The following is an 18,026-nucleotide window of genomic DNA, read 5'->3' as shown; positions in this document are numbered from 1 at the left end:
GATATTTCAGTCAGTATGGAGTTCGGTGTTGGTTCGATTCTGGAAGGTAAAGTAACAGGTATCACAAAGTTCGGTGCGTTCGTGTCCCTGCCGGAGAACAAGTCCGGTCTGGTCCACATCTCGGAAATCGCTTATTCCTATGTCAGTGATGTCAAGGACCATCTGAAGGAGGGACAGGAGGTCAAGGTCAAGGTCATCGGGATCGACGAGAACGGCCGGATCAATCTCTCCATCAAGAAGGCTATGGATCCTCCTCCCCGTCCCGCCGGTGGTCCCCGTTCCGGCGGACGGCCCAATGGCGCCCCTCGGGCGGCCGGCGGAGGCGCCGGATTCCGCCGTGCGGCTCCCCAGGAGCCCACTTCTTTTGAGGATCGCCTCAAGCAGTTCATGCAGGCTTCGGACAGCAAGCTCTCCGAGCTGCGCTACATGGACAAGCGTGGTTCCCGCCGCGGCGGCCGAAAGTAAAAAAATATATCCCGCTCCGGCTTTACCGGAGCGGGATATTTTGTTTCTGGTGCGCTTCTTACAGCTCCCGGTACATGGCGGGGGCATCGGCCTTACCCACATGCTCGGCCACGGTGAGGACCTGCACCTTTACGGTGCGCTCTCCAAACCGCAGCTCCAGCACATCCCCCTCCTTCACGTCGTAAGACGCCTTGACGGGGCGGCCATTGGCTGTGACACGCTGGTTGTCACAGGCCTCATTGGCCACGGTACGGCGCTTGATGAGACGGGAGACCTTCAGCCATTTGTCCAGACGCATCCGCATACCTCCTCTTCCAGCTGCACAGCGGCCCCGGGCAGATGCCCGGGGCCGCGATCCGTTTCAATGCTTACTTGGAAACAGCATCCTTGAGGGCCTTGCCGGGCTTGAACATGGGCAGCTTGGAGGCAGGGATCTCAATGGGCTCCTTGGTCTTGGGGTTGCGGCCGGTACGGGCGGCGCGGTTCTTCACCTCGAAGGAACCAAAGCCCACCAGCTGGATCTTGTCACCCTCGGTCAGGGCGGCAGTGATGACGTCGATGGCAGCGTTCAGAGCGCTCTCCGTATCCTTCTTGGACAGGCCGGACTTCTCGGCAGCAGCGGCGATGAGTTCAGTTTTATTCATGGTTTTTTCCTCCTGTGCATTGTTGCGGGCGGGTTTCACCCTGTATCCTAAAAGCGGCTTCCAGGCGCGCGAATCGCGCCGTTCCCTCTCTGGGCCGGAAGTCTCCCGCTTTTATGCGTGTTTCGCGCGCTCCCAGAGCGCGTCCAGCTCCGCCAGGGACATCTCCTCCATGGGGCGTCCCTCGGCCTTGGCCTGGGCCTCCACCTTGCGGAACCGGTCGATGAATTTATCGGTGGCCTTTGTGAGCGCCTGCTCCGTGTCCACCTTCACAAAACGGGAGACATTGACCGCAGAAAAGAGCAGGTCCCCCAGCTCCTCCTCGATGTTGGAGCCCTCGGCAACAGCGGTCTTGAGCTCCTCGATCTCCTCGGAGAGCTTGTCCAGCGCACCGGAGACATCGGGCCAGTCAAATCCGGCCTTCTTCGCCTTCTTCTGGACCTTCTCGGCCCGCCACAGGGCGGGCAGGCTCCGGGCCACGGCAGAGAGGGCATCCGTGTTGGTCTTCTGGCCCTTCTCCTTGCGCTTGAGATCCTCCCAGTTGGAGAGGACCTCCCCGGTGCCCGACACCTTCACATCCCCAAAGACATGGGGATGGCGGTAGATGAGCTTCTGACAGATCCCATCCGCCACACCGTCCAGGTCGAAGCGTCCCTGCTCCTCCTCCATACGGGCGTGGAGAACGATCTGGAGCAGGACATCTCCCAGCTCTTCCCGCAGGTGCTCGGCGCTGCCCTCATCGATGGCCTCCACCGCCTCATAGGCTTCCTCCAGGAAGTTGCGGCGGATGGACTCGTGGGTCTGCTCGGCATCCCAGGGGCATCCTCCGGGGGCCCGGAGGATGCGCACGATCTCTTCTAAATCTTTTACCGTATAGTGCTGCTTGTATTCAAAATCTACCATATTTTCATTCCTCCTGCAACAGCTCCTACACTTCATTTTAATGAATGTGCAGAATCTTTGCAAGTTTCTCTCCCTTGGGCATGAGTTCCAAATCTTCCCTGGAAATCACATGCAGGGCCAGTACCAGCACCAGATAGAGCACCACGCCCACGCCGATGGCCACGGCCACCGCCACGGCATTGTCCAGGAAGCCGAGCTGATCGCCGCCCAGGATGCGCTCCATCATTCCGTAGACCGCCCATACGCCGCCGCCCATAATGGCCGCCGCGATGACCGGCTTCACAAAGACTTTTGTATAGCTGGGTGCACTGGGGACCCGCGCCTTGATGATGAGCAGGTTGAGCACTGCCGCAATGGCAAAGCAGCACAGGGTGCCCACCGGCGCGCCGTAGATCATGATGTTGGGGTTGCCCACCAGCGTGTAGTTGACCAGGATCTTCACCACGCCGCCGATCACCACCGTGACGATGGGCAGGTTCACAATGCCGTTGGCCTGCAGGATGGAGGTGGCAATGAGCTGCACGCACACGAAGATGGACGCCAGTCCCAGGATGGACAGCAGAGGACCGGCAATGGTGTAGTCCGTGCTGCCGCCGGTGAGCAGGCGGATGATGGGCTCACCCAGGACAAAGAGTCCGGCGCCGGCCGGAAGGGCCAGGAGCGCGGCAAAGCGCAGCGCCGACTCGGAGACCTTCCGGGCCTCCAGGTCATTGCGGCGGGCACGGGCCGCCGACACGGCGGGGATGATGCTGGCGGTGAGGGGCACCATCAGATTGAAGGGCAGGTTGTAGATGCTCATACACTTCTGATAGGCGCCGTACAGTCCGCGGGCAGAGTCCAGCACCGGGACTACGCTGGGATCGGTCAGGGCAGCCTGCATGTTCTGCTGGAGGATCAGGACCGCCTTGTTGCCGATGTCAAAGAGTCCGCGCACGCCCTCGGTGACCGTGGGCCCCGCGTCCTGGATACTCTGGAACACATTCTGAAGCTGTCCGTTGACCAGGTTGGTGTCAATGAGCGTCACAATGGCGCTGGTGGAAGAGCTGATGGTGATGGGGATGGCCAGCTTCAGAAGCCGCCCCAGGATCACCTTGGAGCTGTCCGCCCGGTCGGTAAAGGGGCCGGGGCGCAGCCGATTGGTGCGCCGGTGGTTGAAGAACAGATAAAAGACCGACAGGATGCTGCCCACCGACACGCCCGCAATGGCGCCCACCGCCATCATCCGGTCGCCCAGATCGGCGGGCTGGATGGCCAGCGAGCCGATGAAGAGGGCCAGCCCCATGCCGATGATCAGCTTGGAGAGGTTCTCGGTGACCTGGGAGATGGCCGTCGGCATCATATTCATATGCCCCTGGGCATAGCCCCGGAAGGCCGAGCAGCAGCAGGTACAGAGCACTGCCGGCGAGAGGGCCACCACACACCACACTGCCTTCTCGTTCTGAAGGGCATAGGTGGCCACGGGCAGCGCAAAGACCGACATACAGATAAAGCTGAACAGGCCCATGGTCAGGAAGGCAAAGAAGGCCACCTTGAAGACCTTCTGCACCTGATTATACCGGCCCAGAGCATTGGCCTCCGACACGGTCTTGGAGAGGGCCACGGGCAGTCCTGCGGTAGAGATCGTCAGGAAAAAGGAATAGATGTTGTAGGCCGCGCCAAAATCGCCGTAGGCCTCATCGGACAGGATGATGCCCAGCGGGATCTTATAAATGGCACCGATGACCTTGATGATGATGGTACTCACCATCAGCACGGCCACACCGCCGAAAAAGGTATTTTTTTTCTGCTGACTGGACAACGGTTCTCCCCCTTACTTTTGGAACAGCAGGGGCAGGGCGTAGTCCTGGACCTCCCGCTTGACCCGCTCAATGTCGATGGTGAGGAACTCACCATTCTGGTATATGACCTGACCGCGAGCCATATTCATGATGACGTCGCATCCACGGGCGGCGTAGACCAGATTGGAGATCACGTCGTGACAGGGCGTGAGGTTGAGCGCGTCAAAGTTGATCAGGATAAGGTCGGCGTCATAGCCCGCCTCGATGCGCCCCGTCTTGCGGCCCAGAGCGGCGGCGCCGTTGGCGGTGGCCATGCGCAGGGCCTGTGCGGGCAGAACGGCCAGCGGGTCGCAGTTGGCGCCGTTCTGGAGAATGGCCGCCAGCTTCATCTCCGCAAAGAGATCGGTGCAGTTGTTGGAGGAGACACCGTCGGTCCCCAGCGCCACGTTGACCCCCGCCTTCTGCATGGCGGACACCGGCGCGATGCCCGAGCCCAGCTTCAGGTTGGACATGGGATTGTGAATGGCCGAGATCCCCTTCTCGGCCATGATGGCCCAATCCTCAGGGGTGGTCCAGACACAGTGGGCCGCGATGGCCCGGGTGTCCCACACGCCGTACTGGTTCAGGGTCTGGATGGGCGTAAGGCCGTTATGGCGTCCCTTGCAGGCCTCATGCTCCGTGCGGGTCTCAGAGATATGCACGTGCATGCCCAGGTCCTTTTCCCGGGCATAGGCCGCCATCCACTCCCACAGGTCGGCCCGGGAGGTGTACTCCCCGTGGATGGAGGCGTCGATCCGGATCTGGCCGTCGTTGTAGCCGTGCCACTCCTCGGTCAGGGCACGCTGCACCTGGCACTCATGGTCGGTCTCCGGGTCAAAGGTATCGGAGAAAAGCACCCCGCCGCAGCACAGATTGGCGCTGATGCCGGACTGGGCCACCCGCTGGGCGATAACCCCGGTGCGCATATACATATCGGCAATGCATGTCACGCCGGAGGCGATCATCTCAGCCAGGCCCAGATCGGTGCAGCATGCTACCGCCCGGTCATCCCATCTGGCCTCGGTGGGGAAAATATACTTCTCCAGCCAGTCCTGAAGGTTGTTACCGTCGCCGTAGCCACGCATGGCCGTCATGGGCACATGGGTGTGGGCGTTGACGAAGCCGGGCATCAGGACGTTGTTGCCACCGTCGATCTCCCGGTCAAAGGGACCGTCGGGGCGCTGGGTGCCCACAGAGCAGATCTTGCCGTCCTCTACCGCCACAAAGGCGCCGGAGAGAACGGTGTCTGCCGCATCCATGAGCACGGCACGGACATTGGAAATCAGGGTCTTCATACCGCGCCCCCTTACATCTGCTTCAGGCACTCCAGCACCAGGCGGGAGAACTTATCCTTGCAGGCCTCGGCCGCCTCGAGCACCTCCTGCTCACTCAGGGGCTGGTCCAGAATACCGGCCGCCATGTTGGACAGCAGGGTAAAGCCCAGCACCTGCATGCCGCAGTGGCCGGCCGTAATGACCTCGGGCGCGGTGGACATGCCCACCGCGTCGGCCCCGGCGATGCGGGCAAACCGAACCTCGGCAGGGGTCTCATACTGCGGGCCGGGGAAGTACATATACACGCCCTCCTTCAGCTCGATGCCCAGGTTCTTGGCCGCATTGCGGGCCACCTGGCGCAGGGCAGGGGTGTAGAGCTTGGAGGCGTCGGGGAAGCGGACGCCGAACTCAGGCAGGTTCTCGCCGCGCAGAGGAGACTCCATAAAGATCTTGATCTGGTCGGTGATGAGCATCAGGTCGCCCGCCTTCCAGTCCATATTCACGCAGCCGGCGGCATTGGTGACCACCAGGGTGTCGCAGCCCAGCAGACGCAGCACCCGCACAGCATAGGACACCTCCTCGTAGGAGTAGCCCTCATAGTGATGCATCCGGCCCTGCATGACCGCCACCCGGCGTCCCTCCAGGGTGCCGAAGACCAGCTGGCCCTTGTGGCCGGGCGCGGTGGACGCCTTAAAGTGGGGGATGTCCCGGTAGGAGACCACGATGGGATTTTCCACCACATCGCCCATAAAGCCCAGACCGGAACCCAGCACCATGGCGACCTGGGGCTTAAAATCTCCGATCTTTCCGCGGATGTAGTCGGCGCTCTCCTGGTACTGTGCAAAGGTATAGTTCATCGTTCAATTCCTCCTAATGGATGGGGGAACAGGACGCCGGACGGAACTTCCGTCCGGCGTCCTCCCCTCTTGATTGTGTTGGTTGGCCTCTTATAGAACCGCTCCACAGTGTTTGCAGTATCGATCCTGTAAACCGCAGTGCTTTTCGCAGGCCGGGCACACCTTAACATCCCGCAGCGCGGCAGCCTGCTCCCGCAGATGCTCGATCTGGGCGTAGCGTTTTTCCAGCTCTTCCATGCGCTCCTCCAGAAAATCGCTGTGGTCTTCCCCGGTCTGGAGAGACTCATAGACCTTTTCTCCGATGTCACGCAGCAGGCCCTTACACTCCCGCTCCAACTCCAGCGCCTTCATATTCAGTTTGGCCGCGCCGAGGGCTTCCCCGGTCTTTTTCCCGGCATAGCACGCCGCCGCCTGGGCTGCTGTTCCCATCGTGGCCGCCGCCGCTTTCGTTCGGTCCAGGAATTCTTGCATACGCTCGTCCATGCGGAAGTCTCCTTTCACGCGGCAATCGCAGCGCTTTCAAGTCTGATTTCTCCTCATTTTACACCATGACGTGGGAAAAAGCAATTGAAAAGGCACACAGTTTTCATTCTTCCCGGAAGGGGCGTTCACATTCCGCCGCCCAGCGCAGCAGAGAGAGTGCGGTACACCTCGGCCAGGTCGATGGGCTTGGAGATGTGCCCGTTCATCCCGGCCTCCCGGCTCTTTTCCACATCTTCGGAGAAAGCATTCGCCGTCATGGCCAGAATGGGGATGCACTTTCCGTCGGGCCGCTCCATGGCGCGGATGGCCCGGGTGGCCGCATATCCGTCCATCCGGGGCATCTGCACATCCATCAGGATCAGATCATAGTGTCCCGGACGGGAGGCCGCAAACCGCTCTACCGCCTCCTGGCCGTCGCAGGCCGTCTCCAGCCGGGCGCCGGATGGTCCCAGTAGCTCCACAGCAATCTCCCGGTTCAAATCGTTATCTTCTACGATCAAAATGCACTTGTCCCGGAAATCATAGTCGGCCGGGCCCTCTTCCCGGGCCGGAAAGGCCCCCCGCTCCGACCACAGCCGGTCCAGCAGGTCCACCAGAGCCGACTCAAATACCGGCTTGTTCAGTACATCCCGGGCACCCACGTTCTTTGCTTTCTCCCGCACCTCATCCTCATCAAAGGCCGTGATGAGTACGACCGCCGTTTCCGGGGCCTCTCCGTGCAGTCTGCGAGCGGTCTCCACGCCGTCCAGGAAGGGCATTTTCCAATCCACCAGCACCAGACCGTAGGGATCGCTCTCATCCCGGGCGCGCTCCACCCGGGCCAGGGCCTCATAGCCGTTGTCCACCCAGTCGCACCGGGCGCCCAGCTTGCGCAGGAGCAGGGCGATGTGCTCACAGCTCTCCAGATCGTCATCTGCCACCAGAGCCCGCAGCTGTCGGTACTCCTCCCGCGGCGGTGTACCGGCACTCTCCACACGCTGGAAGGGAATGTGGACAAAGAAGGTGCTCCCCTTCCCCAGGGTACTGCTCAACCCAATCCGCCCCCCCATCATCTCCACAAAGCGTTTGCAGATGGCAAGGCCCAGGCCGGTCCCGCCATACTGGTGGGCCACTCCGGCGCTCTCCTGTTCAAAGGTCTCAAAGATCTTTCCAAAGTTCTCTTCCGCGATGCCGCACCCGGTGTCCTGCACTTCAAAGCGGATCTGCTGGGTCTGGACATTGCTCTCCAGCAGCTCCACACGCAGAGCAACCTTTCCGCCACGCGGTGTGAATTTCAGCGCGTTTGAGAGGAGATTCATCAGGATCTGGTTCACCCGGAGCGAATCGCCGATGAGCTGCTCGTCCATATCCCCCACCAGCTGCATTCCAAAGGTGATCTCCCGCTGGGCCGCCTGTCCATAGGCCAGATCCGCCACGCCTTCCAGCAGCCGCCGGAGATCAAAGGGCTCCCGCTTGAGTTCCAGCTTTCCGCTCTCGATCTTGGACATGTCCAGCACATCATTGATGAGCACCAATAGGTGCTTGGAGGACATGCTGATCTTCCGCAGGCACTCCACCACCTTTTCCCGGTCATCGGATTTTTGCAGCGCGATGAGGGTCATGCCGATGATGCCGTTCATAGGCGTGCGGATCTCATGGGACATGCGGGAGAGGAACTCGCTCTTGGCCCGGCTGGCCTGCTCCGCCCGGGCGGTGGCCTCTTCCAGCTCCCGCTGGGTACGCAGCAGCTGGGTCTCGTCGGTAAAGACCGTGATATACTGGGGCTCATCCTCTTTTTCTCCACCGGATACCCGGTAGACCTGAATCAACAGATCCCGGTCCTCACCGGTATGAGGATGGCGGTAACACACGGTGCTCTTCCAGCAGCTCTCCCCGCCGTCTTTCAGCGCGGCCGCAATGCTCTCCCGCTCCTTCTCGGTAATATAGGGTCTGAGGACATAGGGGTCTTTCATCAGTTGTTCCACGGGTACGCCCAGAATGCGCTCCGCATTGGGGGAAATATAGTCCTCCCGGCCGCTTCTGGGAGAGCTGATGAAGAAGACGGTATCCACGGTTCTGCCCAGCAGATCAAAGAGCCGGTTCTGCCGCAGGATTTCTCTGGTCTGACGGCGGATCCGCGTGCGGTAAAAATTCAATACCGCTACCACTGCGGCCGTAATAAGGATGACAAAGATCGTACCCTCGGTACGGATGTCTCCCGCCGCGCTATAATAGTAATCAAAACGGTCTCTGGCATAGTCCATGATGCCCGAGAGGATCTCTTCCATCTCGGCCTGGCTGGATGTAATCTCCTGCTGTGTGAAGGCAACGATCTCGGATTCGCTGCGCTCCTCCGCGGCGGCATATTGGAAGAGCTGTTCGTTGGCTGTTTTCAGCCGCTCCAGCTGCTCGCGCAGGGCGGCGACCTCCGAATGTTCTCCCAGATAGCGCTCTTCCACTATCTGAAGATGCTCCTCCACCTCCAAATAGATCGTTTCGATCTGTTCACGGACCTCGGCCACCATGTCGGGATCGTTGTTATATTGCAGGCGTTCCGTATAGACCTGTATCCGCTCCAGGTCATTTTGCAGGATGGAGGCGGAGCCCAGCACCCGGAAGGGATGCTCGGAGATCTGCTCCAACTGCTCCATCAGACGATAGGTGTTCAGAATGGTCATAAATACGAACGCAATGAGAAGGAGCACCAGCACCAGACCCGAAACCAGGGTCACCCGGCCTTCCCATGGCATGATCTCCTTCGCTTTCCCCTTCCACTCCACCTTGCATTCCCGCCTTTCCGCCATGCCCAATTGCGTGGAACAAATATGCTTTTATTATAGCGGGTTACACGAAAACTGGCAACATCGTCCCGGATCGGAAAAGAGAGCGTCCCCGGAGCCGATGGCTCCGGGGACGCTCTGCCGCTTTTATGGATGAATGATTCTGTGGCTCAGCGAATCAGTCCCAGATCTCCAAAGGGGAAGAGGACCAGCTCCGCCTTTCCCAGGATATAGCGGGTATCCACCGTACCCAGATCGGGATTTCGGCTGTCATTGGAGACATTGCGGTTATCTCCCATCACAAAGACCTCTCCCTCCGGCACCGTAATGGTGGAGATGGTCTGCCAGGATTTCTGCTCCATGGGCTCCAGAATATAGTCCTGGGGGATCTCCTCGCCATCCACATAGATCGTATTGGCCGCATAGTCGATCTCCACCGTCTGTCCGCCCACGGCGATGACACGCTTGACAATGGGCCCGGTGATATTCTCAAATGGCTTGGTGAGGACCACCACATCCCCCTGCTTGGGGGTATACCCCAGACTACGCACGACCATCATATCCCCATGCCACAGGGTCGGTTCCATGGACGGTCCGTCCACGGGGGTCAGCCGTCCCACAAAGGTGAAGACCAGCACGATCCCGATGATGACAGGCGCCACTGCCTGAAGCCAGCTGTACAGACTCTGCCCCAGGGTCGCCTGCTCCTCCGGCTCATTCTCCTTCTTGACTGCCTGTGTGTCTGCCATAGTATTTTCTCCTTCTGCGCGGGGAGGCCCCGGCGTTTACCGCCGGGGCCTCCGCCTGGTGTTCCGCAGCGACTGTCCGCCGCGGCTTATTTGGCATACTCGACGACTTTGGTCTCCCGGATCATGTTAACCTTAATCTGTCCGGGATATTCCAGCTCGTCCTCGATCTTCTTGGCAATGTCCCGGGCCAGGAGGACCATCTGATCCTCAGACACCTGATCCGGCTTGACCATGATGCGCACCTCACGTCCGGCCTGGATGGCAAAGGACTTCTCCACCCCGGGGAAGGAAGAGGTGACCTCCTCCAGCTTCTCCAGACGCTTGATGTAGTTTTCCAGGTTCTCTCTCCGGGCGCCGGGACGGGCCGCAGAGATGGCGTCGGCCGCCTGCACCAGGCAGGCCACGATGGTCCGGGGCTCCACATCGTTGTGGTGCGCCTCAATGGCGTGGACCACGTTTTCATTCTCCCGGTACTTCCGGGCCAGCTCCACGCCGATCTGGACATGGGAGCCCTCCACCTCGTGGTCGATGGACTTGCCCAGATCATGCAGCAGGCCGGCGCGCTTGGCTTCCGCCACATTGGCGCCGATCTCGGCAGCCAGCAGGCCGGAGAGGTGCGCCACCTCGATGGAGTGGTTGAGCACGTTCTGGCCGTAGCTGGTGCGGTACTTCATGCGGCCCAGGAGCTTGATGAGCTCGGGGTGCAGGCCGTGCACATTGGTCTCGAACACGGCGCGCTCGCCCTCGGCCTTGATGGTGGCGTCCACCTCGCGCTTGGCCTTCTCCACCATCTCCTCGATGCGGGCGGGATGGATCCGGCCGTCCTGGATCAGCTTCTCCAGGGCAATACGGGCAATCTCCCGGCGGACCGGGTCAAAGCAGGAGACCGTGATGGCCTCGGGGGTATCGTCGATGATCAGGTCCACACCGGTCAGGGTCTCCAGCGTGCGGATGTTGCGGCCCTCACGGCCGATGATACGGCCCTTCATCTCATCATTGGGCAGGGGAACCACAGAGACGGTGGCCTCGGCCACATGGTCAGCCGCACAGCGCTGAATCGCCAGCGAGAGGATCTCCTTGGCCTTGGTGTCGGCCTCTTCCTTATAGCGGGTCTCGATCTCCTTGACCTTCATGGCGGCCTCGTGGGTCACATCATCTTCGATCTGATGGATGAGGTAAGCCTTGGCCTCCTCCGCGGTAAAGCCGGAGATCCGCTCCAGAACTTCCATCTGGGTCTTTTTGACCACAGCCACCTCTTCCCGGGCATTCTCCAGCTCGGTCAGCTTGTTCTGAAGGTTTTCTTCCTTCTTCTCCATATTTTCGGTCTTGCGGTCCAGGTTCTCTTCCTTCTGCTGGAGCCGGCGCTCCTGCTTCTGCAGGTCGGCACGGCGCTCCTTTACTTCGCGCTCGTACTCGTTGCGGGCCTGCAGAATCCCCTCTTTGGCTTCCACCAGGGCCTCGCGCTTTTTCGCTTCCGCGCCTTTGATGGCCTCGTTGATAATGCGCTTGGCTTCCTCTTCCGCGCTGGAGATCTCCTTCTCGGCCACGTTTTTCCGCCACTGAATGCCGGCGGGGATTCCTATGGCAAGTGCGACCACGGCTGTGATCACACAGGCAATGATTGTCTGCATCAAGGTTTGAACACACCTCCATATAGTTTATTTGTAATTTTTGTTGTTATGATGTCTGTGGAATCGGTTTCCTTTGGCCAATCCACACAAAATTCGAAAAACTTCCCCTCTTGTTTTTCAAAATATTACACCGAATCTATTTTAGAACCAAGCGCTTCCCCTGTCAAGAAGTTTCGTATCCGACACAACAGTTTCCAGTGTCCATTTCACGTCATTTATTCAATAAAGACGCAAGCTAATATTGATTTTTTTTATAAAGGGATCATATCCCTCTATTTTCGCGGAAAGTGCTCCTCTCCAGTCCGGTTTTTCCGGAAGAAAACCGCTTTCTTCTCCCCCTGCCGTTCCACTCCAGTTGACAGTTTCCCGCTTCAAATCTATAATATTTTTCACAAAAAGAAACCATTTGAAGGAGATTTTACTATGTCTCGTATCATTGACGCCAAGGGAAAGGCCTGTCCCATGCCGGTGCTCATGGCCAAGGAGGCCATCTCCGCGGGCGAGAGTCAGTTCACCGTTCTGGTGGACAATACCACTGCCGTTGGAAACCTCCAGCGTCTTGCCGCGAACCAGGGTTTTGACGCCTCGGTGGAGGAGAAGGACGGGGCTTACTGCCTGTCCTTTTTGAAAAATGGTTCCCTGCCTGTTGCCTCTGCGGAGGAGCCGGTCTGCGCGCCCGCTTCCTCTGCCGGCTACGCCATCTTTGTGGGCCGGGACATCATTGGCGACGGTGACCGGGAGCTCGGCACCAATCTCATGCGGATGTTTTTCTATACGCTGGCCCAGTCCGACGATCTCCCCCGCTCCATCCTGTTCATGAATGCCGGCGTAAAACTGCCCGCCGGGGATGAGCAGGTGGCCCAGCACCTCCAGACCCTGCTTGACCGCGGCGTGGAGGTACTGGTCTGCGGTACCTGCCTGAACTTCTACGGGATCGCCGATCAGCTCGCCGCCGGTACCGTCAGCAATATGTATGACATTCTCACCCGTATGCAGGAAGCGGGCAAGGTGATCTCTCTCTAAGTCATGGATTACTGTCTGATTACCTTCTCTTCCTCCAGCGGGGCCATCCAGGCTCAGCGGGCCCTGAAAGGCCACCTTCCCTTTCAGACCATGCCGGTCCTGCGGGAGATTTCGGCCAGCTGCGGCATTGCCGTCCGTCTCGCCCCTGACGCGGCCGATGAAGCCCGCTCGCTCCTCTCCCATTCGGAGCTGCGGGCAGATGAGTACGCCTTTTATGGCATAAGCGGGCACGGCCCCACGCTTACCGCACAGCCCCTGTTTGGATAACGTATGTTCATTTGAAATCCCCCGGAGGATACCTCCGGGGGATTTTCAGTACTCTGTAACCGAAAAAAGAGAAAGTGCGCCATCCAGGGTCACGGGCCCGCTGCTGCGGACCAGAAACCGCAGTCCGGTCTGGACCGGCACCACAAAGAGAAACTGTGTTACCATGGACAGCGGCTGCTCATCCGCAGCATGTATCACGGCACGCAGCATATCCTCCTCCGCCAGACCGGTCACCGGAATCACCGCACAGCTTCCCCCGGCCGGCAGCTGCGCCACCAGATGACAGGCGCAGTAGGCAATCCGCCGGGGCTGAGTCAGCACAGTATCTCCGTTCTGGAGTGTAAAGGTGCCTTGACCAGGCAAAAAATCATGGAAGCGCACATAGGTCCCATCGCTGTAGCTGCCCTGGTTGACCAAGAACTGGGCATAGTCCGTAAAAGCAGACAACCCCTGAGGGCCGGTGGGGCCGGCAGCGCCAGCCGGGCCGGTTGCCCCGATGGGGCCGGTCGGGCCGGTTGGACCCGGCGGGCCTGCTGGCCCCTGTGGACCCGGCGGGCCTGCTGGCCCCTGTGGACCCGGCGGGCCCGGGACACAGCACAGGCAGCATCCGGGCGGTCTCTGTGACGGCATATGGCATCCCCTCCTGCCTCAGGGTATGCCACAGGAGGGCTCAGGGTGTCTTTTCTTCCTGCTGCTTTCGAAGGGCCTCCTGCCGCTTGGTCATACGCCAGAGGGTGGTACGGCTGATCCCCAACTCCTTGGCCAGGTCCTTTTTCTTCATGGTGACCGGAATCTGGAAGGTGATGGGTTCCTGCATGGGCCGCTCCACTTCCACCGTCCGCGGACTCTCCCGCTCCGGGAAAAAGAGGTGAAGATCCCGCAGGGCCTCCTCATCCACCGCCTGGGCGCTGCTGAGCACCACCAGCCGCTCACAGACATTGCGCAGCTCCCGCACATTGCCCGGCCAGGCGTAGCGGCGCAGCAGGTCCCGGGCCTGCGGCGTCAGCAGAGGCGGACTTTTTCCCTGCTCGGCAGCCAACACACGGATCTGGCTCTCTACCAGAGGCAAAATATCGTCCGGCCGCTCCCGCAGGAGTTTGGCCTGGAGGGTGACGGGGATCTCCCCGATCTCATCCAGGAAAATGGTCCCGTGGTGGGCCAGCTCAAAGAGGCCCGTCTTTCCCTCCCGGGACGCCCCGGAGAAGGCCCCCGGCTCATAGCCGAACAGCTCGCTCTCCAGCAAGGTTTCGGGCAGGGTGGCGCAGTTGACCGCCACAAAGGGCTGGCCCGCCCGGCTGCTGGCGGCATGAATGCTGTGGGCAAAGAGCTCCTTTCCGGTACCGGTCTCCCCGGTGATCAGCACATTGGATGGGGCCTGGCTGAATTTTTTTGCCATCTCCACCTTGTGCTGCATAGCGGGACTGACCGCGATGATGTCCCGGAAGGAGTACTTGGCGCTCAGTCCCTTCTAGAGCAGGCCCCGGCGTATCTTGCGCTCTTCCTGCAAGATCTTATCCGCTGCCTGGGTGGTGATCAGCGTTCCAAGACCGGAGGTCTCGCCGGAAATGAGCTTGTATTTGACGAGAAAGCGCTGCCCGTACAGATTGAGGAAATTTTCATCGCCGTCCCGGCAGGGATTTTCCCGGTTCCCAATAAAGGTGAGGTCCGGGTGGATATCGCTCACCCGCCGTCCCTTCCAGTCCGCCACGAAGGCCAGATGGTAGAGCTGGTAGGCCTGGTCATTGGCCTCCAGAATACGGCCGGACTCATCCACGGCCAGCACAGCGTCCTCATTCCCATCCAGGATCATGCGGATGATATTGCTCTTGGTCCGCTCTGTATTGATGCTGATCGCCGTATTCTTGGCCTCCACCAGAGCATGCTCCAGCGTCTCGGAGCGAATGTGGATATAGGTATATGGCATCCCTCTGCCCTGGCAGATGTGCCCGACGGTTCCACCGCAGACCACGGCGTCCATCCCGTCGCTCTGACAGGCGTCCACCGCCTGAATGGCACTCTGCTCGTCTGTCACCTCATAAATGCGGATCTTTGCCCGGCACAATTCCTCCAGACCGCCCAGAATACTCTGTACCTCTTCCCGTTTGAGGCACAGGCCGATCCGGTTCGGGTGAAAGTCCTCCCGGCATTGGAGCAGCGCGCCCATGATATCCATCCCGTCAAAGCTGAGGTGGGTCACATGCTTTTCCGGATAGAGTTCCTGGACCTTTCCATAGGTGATCCCTCGGGCTACAATGACGTCATAGCGCTCCAGATGGTGCAGGATCTCCGGCGTGCCGAAGCAATGGACGGCGTCAATGTGGACCTCATCGCTCTGCATCCGTTCCACCAGGCGTTCCACCGGCTTGAGCATCTCCGGCGCAGGGACAAATACGATGACATTGACCATCAGACCTCTCCTTTCCCATCCGTTTTGATTCCCCCCGGTCCACCGGCCGGGGCACTCACAGAAAATAGGGAGCGAACCCTCTGATCTCGCAGGTCCGCTCCCATGATACTATATTTTAGCCTTCGGCTCAACCTTCCTTGGAAGCCAGGTAGTCAGCCTGGAAGTCCGCCACATACTGGGTGGCCTCCTCGGTGGCCTTGTACTCGTCGATGAGCTGGTTGAGCTCCAGGTACTCCTTCCAGGCCTCGCTCTCGGCGCACTGGCCCAGAACGTTGCTCCAGTAGGTCGCTGCCTCATCGCTCATAGCAGCAGGGGCAGCCACGCCGCGCCACACGGGCTTCTCTACGTTCTCATAGTCGCCGATCTCAGAGAGAGTGGGGGCGTCGGCCAGATTGCCGGTGAAGCGCTCGGTGGACAGGGCCAGGGTGGGGGTCAGGTCGCCGGACTCCACATACTGGGAGGCGGCGGCGGGCTTGGAGATGACGAGGTCCAGGTTGCCGCCCAGAGCAGCGGTGATGGCGTCGCCGGTGGAGTCATAGGTGATGTAGCCCATCTGATCCTGGGTCAGGCCCAGCTCCTCCAGGAGGGCGTTGTAGGTGGCGATATCGTCGCCCTTGGATCCGCCGATGACCACATAGGTGCCGTTCTTGGCGGCCTCAATGGCAGCGCCAAAGTCGGTCAGATCGCCGCCAGCCTTGGCATAGTCGGTCTTGTGCTCGGCCGCAGTCTCGCTGGTGAAGAGCAGCTGCTTATCCACCGCCATGATGGCCAGGATCCGGAAGTTCTCCGCGCGGTTCTTGGTGTTGTCCACCATGGGCATCAGGTCGCCGGAGTTGAAGGTCAGCAGATTGTAGTCCGCGCCGCTCTTCATGGTGGCGATCTTGTTGCGGCCCACCTCACCGGCGCCGTCGGTCTCATTGGAGACCACGATGGTCTGGTCATTGACCAACTTCTCGTTGGTCATAATCTCACTGAGCTTGCGGGTAAAGAGGTCGGAGCCGCCGCCCGCGGAAGAGGTGCAGATCCAGGTAATATTTTTGGTGGGGTTAAACTCGCCGTTTTCATTGATGTCGGAGGCACCGCCGCAGGCCGCCAGAGAGACGGTCATCATGGCCGCCAGAGACAGGGAGAGCAGTTTCTTCTTCATATTCATGATTCATCTTCTCCTTATGAATTCTTATAGATATAGGATACGTCCAGAGAATATCAGACCGCAGCCTTGGTGTTGCTGCCCTTGACCTTGCGCAGGATGCTCTTGACCGCGGGAGTCAGAACCAGCACCAGGAAGATGGCCCGCAGGACCAGCTTCAGGGGGCTGTTGACAAAGATACCCAGTTTGCCCTGAGAGGCGATAAAGGCCTTGCGCATGTTCTCCTCCAGCATGGGGGCCAGAACAAAGGCCAGCAGCATGGGGGCGGTGGGGAAGCCATTCTTCTCCAGCAGGTAACCGATGATACCGGAGATAAACATGATGACCACGCCGTACATGGAGTAAGAGGTGCTGTAAGCGCCCACGATGCACACGCAGGTGATGATGGGGATCATGTACTTGACGGGCACGCTCAGGATGTTGATGAGCACAGGGATGATCAGGATGGCCACCAGCAGGGTGAACACGTTGGCCAGATACAGGGAGGAGATCAGGCTCCAGCAGAACTCAGGGTTGGTATCGAAGAGCAGGGGACCGGGATTCAGGCCCCACATCATCAGGCCGCCCAGTAGAACGGCGCCGGTGCCGGAACCGGGAATGCCCAGAGCCAGCAGGGGAGCAAAGGCGCCGGCGGCAGCGGCGTTGTTGCCGGCCTCAGAGGCGGCGATACCCTCAATGGCACCGGTGCCCATGGGCTCCTCGCTCTTAAACTTCTTCTGCATGGCATAGCCCACCATGGAGCCGGTGGTGGCACCGGAGCCGGGCAGAACGCCCACAAAGGTACCCAGCACACCGGAACGGAGGATGGGGGGCAGGATGCGGCGGAAATCGTGGCCCTTGAGGAGGCTGCCACGGATGGAGAGCTTCACCTTCTGCTCCTCATTATGACGCTTTTCCTCGTCAGCCTTGCGCTCATTGACCAGCTTGATAACCTGGGCAAAGCCTACGCAGCCGATGACAAAGGGAGTAAAGGTAATGCCGCCCAGCAGGTAGATGTTGCCGAAGTCGTAGCGGGGCACGCCGGAGAGGGTGTCCATACCGATGCTGGCCACCAGAATACCCAGCATGGTGATAACGATGCCCTTGATGGGGTTCTCACCGATGAGCCAGCTGATGCTGGTCATGGCGATGAGCAGCACCACGGTCATCTCGGCATAGCCGAACATCAGTCCCACCTGGGCAAGACCAGAGGCGGTAATGGTCAGGATCAGGATACCGATGGTGCCGCCGATGAAGCTGGAGAGGTTGGCGGCCACCAGAGCCTGGCCGGGACGGCCCTTCTTGGCCATGGGGTAGCCGTCCAGGGCAGTCGTAATTGCGGGGGTATCGCCGGGGATGTTCAGCAGGATGGCGCTGAAGGAGCCGCCGTACATGTTGGAGTAATAGAGGGCGCCCAGCATGATGATCGCGGTGGTGGGGTTAAACTTATAGGTGAGGGGGAGCAGCAGAGCCACGCCGGCCAGGCTGCCGATACCGGGCATGGCGCCGACCACCAGGCCCAGGATAGCGCCCAGCATACAGGCGCCGATGTTTACGGGATCCAGAACGGTCTGAAATCCGGCAAACAGCATTGCAAAGTTTTCCATACTTTTTCAGACCT

19 protein-coding genes are annotated in these 18,026 nt (G+C 60.0%); 3 read left to right on the top strand and 16 right to left on the bottom strand.

Annotated features, from left to right (window positions below):
- Nucleotides 1–3 precede the first annotated feature (3 nt).
- A complete protein-coding gene (locus tag H8S34_RS10400; protein ID WP_494545931.1) occupies nt 4–465 on the top strand; it encodes a S1 RNA-binding domain-containing protein in 462 nt (153 codons plus the stop codon).
- A gap of 58 nt (nt 466–523) precedes the next feature.
- Here the strand turns inward: H8S34_RS10400 and H8S34_RS10395 are convergent, their stop codons facing one another.
- From H8S34_RS10395 to H8S34_RS10345, 11 genes are all read right to left on the bottom strand, one after another.
- Nucleotides 524–763 carry an RNA-binding S4 domain-containing protein gene (locus H8S34_RS10395; protein WP_101691509.1) on the bottom strand — a complete coding sequence of 80 codons (240 nt, stop codon included), beginning with the start codon at nt 761–763 and terminating at the stop codon, nt 524–526.
- Between the two features lie 70 nt (nt 764–833).
- Nucleotides 834–1,148 (bottom strand): HU family DNA-binding protein, encoded by a 315-nt coding sequence (locus H8S34_RS10390; protein WP_328821073.1) that lies wholly within the window; start codon nt 1,146–1,148, stop codon nt 834–836.
- A gap of 72 nt (nt 1,149–1,220) precedes the next feature.
- Nucleotides 1,221–2,009 carry a nucleoside triphosphate pyrophosphohydrolase gene (gene mazG / locus H8S34_RS10385; protein ID WP_186963935.1) on the bottom strand — a complete coding sequence of 263 codons (789 nt, stop codon included), beginning with the start codon at nt 2,007–2,009 and terminating at the stop codon, nt 1,221–1,223.
- Between the two features lie 37 nt (nt 2,010–2,046).
- Nucleotides 2,047–3,807, bottom strand: a complete 1,761-nt coding sequence (locus H8S34_RS10380) for a putative polysaccharide biosynthesis protein (RefSeq protein WP_186963934.1) — start codon at nt 3,805–3,807, stop codon at nt 2,047–2,049.
- 12 nt (nt 3,808–3,819) lie between these two features.
- Nucleotides 3,820–5,121, bottom strand: coding sequence for an amidohydrolase family protein (locus H8S34_RS10375; protein ID WP_101691513.1), 1,302 nt, complete (start codon nt 5,119–5,121; stop codon nt 3,820–3,822).
- An 11-nt stretch (nt 5,122–5,132) separates the two neighbouring features.
- The gene (locus H8S34_RS10370; protein WP_101691514.1) at nt 5,133–5,957 is read right to left on the bottom strand and encodes a purine-nucleoside phosphorylase; all 825 of its coding nucleotides are present in this window, start codon (nt 5,955–5,957) and stop codon (nt 5,133–5,135) included.
- Nucleotides 5,958–6,047: 90 nt separating this feature from the next.
- A complete protein-coding gene (locus H8S34_RS10365; RefSeq protein WP_101691515.1) occupies nt 6,048–6,440 on the bottom strand; it encodes a hypothetical protein in 393 nt (130 codons plus the stop codon).
- A 125-nt stretch (nt 6,441–6,565) separates the two neighbouring features.
- Nucleotides 6,566–9,169 (bottom strand): response regulator, encoded by a 2,604-nt coding sequence (locus H8S34_RS10360; protein ID WP_180956720.1) that lies wholly within the window; start codon nt 9,167–9,169, stop codon nt 6,566–6,568.
- 200 nt (nt 9,170–9,369) lie between these two features.
- On the bottom strand, nt 9,370–9,948 hold the full coding sequence (lepB, locus tag H8S34_RS10355) for a signal peptidase I (RefSeq protein ID WP_101691517.1): 579 nt from the start codon (nt 9,946–9,948) through the stop codon (nt 9,370–9,372).
- 86 nt (nt 9,949–10,034) lie between these two features.
- Nucleotides 10,035–11,579: a ribonuclease Y gene (rny, locus tag H8S34_RS10350; RefSeq protein WP_186963933.1), complete on the bottom strand. Its 1,545-nt coding sequence runs from the start codon at nt 11,577–11,579 to the stop codon at nt 10,035–10,037.
- 219 nt (nt 11,580–11,798) lie between these two features.
- Nucleotides 11,799–11,972: a hypothetical protein gene (locus tag H8S34_RS10345; RefSeq protein WP_186963932.1), complete on the bottom strand. Its 174-nt coding sequence runs from the start codon at nt 11,970–11,972 to the stop codon at nt 11,799–11,801.
- 30 nt (nt 11,973–12,002) lie between these two features.
- Between H8S34_RS10345 and yedF the strand changes: the two genes are divergently transcribed.
- Both yedF and H8S34_RS10335 read left to right on the top strand, forming a co-directional pair.
- Nucleotides 12,003–12,602, top strand: a complete 600-nt coding sequence (yedF, locus tag H8S34_RS10340; RefSeq protein ID WP_186963931.1) for a sulfurtransferase-like selenium metabolism protein YedF — start codon at nt 12,003–12,005, stop codon at nt 12,600–12,602.
- A gap of 3 nt (nt 12,603–12,605) precedes the next feature.
- A complete protein-coding gene (locus tag H8S34_RS10335; protein ID WP_101691520.1) occupies nt 12,606–12,869 on the top strand; it encodes a putative Se/S carrier protein in 264 nt (87 codons plus the stop codon).
- Nucleotides 12,870–12,914: 45 nt separating this feature from the next.
- On the opposite strand, the gene H8S34_RS10330 is transcribed toward H8S34_RS10335, so the two are convergent.
- The 5 genes from H8S34_RS10330 to H8S34_RS10310 form a co-directional block, all read right to left on the bottom strand.
- Nucleotides 12,915–13,316 (bottom strand): hypothetical protein, encoded by a 402-nt coding sequence (locus tag H8S34_RS10330; protein ID WP_243207991.1) that lies wholly within the window; start codon nt 13,314–13,316, stop codon nt 12,915–12,917.
- Between the two features lie 223 nt (nt 13,317–13,539).
- Nucleotides 13,540–14,301: a sigma 54-interacting transcriptional regulator gene (locus H8S34_RS10325; RefSeq protein WP_366485883.1), complete on the bottom strand. Its 762-nt coding sequence runs from the start codon at nt 14,299–14,301 to the stop codon at nt 13,540–13,542.
- A 36-nt stretch (nt 14,302–14,337) separates the two neighbouring features.
- Entirely contained in the window at nt 14,338–15,276 is a 939-nt protein-coding gene (locus H8S34_RS10320; RefSeq protein WP_101691523.1) for a PrpR N-terminal domain-containing protein, read from the bottom strand.
- Nucleotides 15,277–15,403: 127 nt separating this feature from the next.
- A complete protein-coding gene (locus H8S34_RS10315; RefSeq protein WP_243207990.1) occupies nt 15,404–16,429 on the bottom strand; it encodes a Bug family tripartite tricarboxylate transporter substrate binding protein in 1,026 nt (341 codons plus the stop codon).
- Nucleotides 16,430–16,482: 53 nt separating this feature from the next.
- On the bottom strand, nt 16,483–18,012 hold the full coding sequence (locus H8S34_RS10310) for a tripartite tricarboxylate transporter permease (protein ID WP_186963928.1): 1,530 nt from the start codon (nt 18,010–18,012) through the stop codon (nt 16,483–16,485).
- Nucleotides 18,013–18,026 lie beyond the last annotated feature (14 nt).

The organism is Pseudoflavonifractor hominis (genome assembly GCF_014288125.1).
Classification (GTDB): Bacteria; Bacillota; Clostridia; order Oscillospirales; family Oscillospiraceae; genus Pseudoflavonifractor_A; species Pseudoflavonifractor_A gallinarum.
This window is presented reverse-complemented; position numbering and strand designations above follow the sequence as displayed.

Bases quoted from the DNA above. Each gene is read 5' to 3' on its own strand.
- H8S34_RS10395 (WP_101691509.1), bottom strand. From the start codon at position 763: ATGCGTCTGGACAAATGGCTGAAGGTCTCCCGTCTCATCAAGCGCCGT.
- mazG (WP_186963935.1), bottom strand. From the start codon at position 2,009: ATGGTAGATTTTGAATACAAGCAGCACTATACGGTAAAAGATTTAGAA.
- H8S34_RS10375 (WP_101691513.1), bottom strand. From the start codon at position 5,121: ATGAAGACCCTGATTTCCAATGTCCGTGCCGTGCTCATGGATGCGGCA.
- H8S34_RS10370 (WP_101691514.1), bottom strand. From the start codon at position 5,957: ATGAACTATACCTTTGCACAGTACCAGGAGAGCGCCGACTACATCCGC.
- H8S34_RS10365 (WP_101691515.1), bottom strand. From the start codon at position 6,440: ATGGACGAGCGTATGCAAGAATTCCTGGACCGAACGAAAGCGGCGGCG.
- H8S34_RS10360 (WP_180956720.1), bottom strand. From the start codon at position 9,169: ATGCCATGGGAAGGCCGGGTGACCCTGGTTTCGGGTCTGGTGCTGGTG.
- lepB (WP_101691517.1), bottom strand. From the start codon at position 9,948: ATGGCAGACACACAGGCAGTCAAGAAGGAGAATGAGCCGGAGGAGCAG.
- rny (WP_186963933.1), bottom strand. From the start codon at position 11,579: ATGCAGACAATCATTGCCTGTGTGATCACAGCCGTGGTCGCACTTGCC.
- yedF (WP_186963931.1), top strand. From the start codon at position 12,003: ATGTCTCGTATCATTGACGCCAAGGGAAAGGCCTGTCCCATGCCGGTG.
- H8S34_RS10335 (WP_101691520.1), top strand. From the start codon at position 12,606: ATGGATTACTGTCTGATTACCTTCTCTTCCTCCAGCGGGGCCATCCAG.
- H8S34_RS10320 (WP_101691523.1), bottom strand. From the start codon at position 15,276: ATGGTCAATGTCATCGTATTTGTCCCTGCGCCGGAGATGCTCAAGCCG.
- H8S34_RS10315 (WP_243207990.1), bottom strand. From the start codon at position 16,429: ATGAATATGAAGAAGAAACTGCTCTCCCTGTCTCTGGCGGCCATGATG.
- H8S34_RS10310 (WP_186963928.1), bottom strand. From the start codon at position 18,012: ATGGAAAACTTTGCAATGCTGTTTGCCGGATTTCAGACCGTTCTGGAT.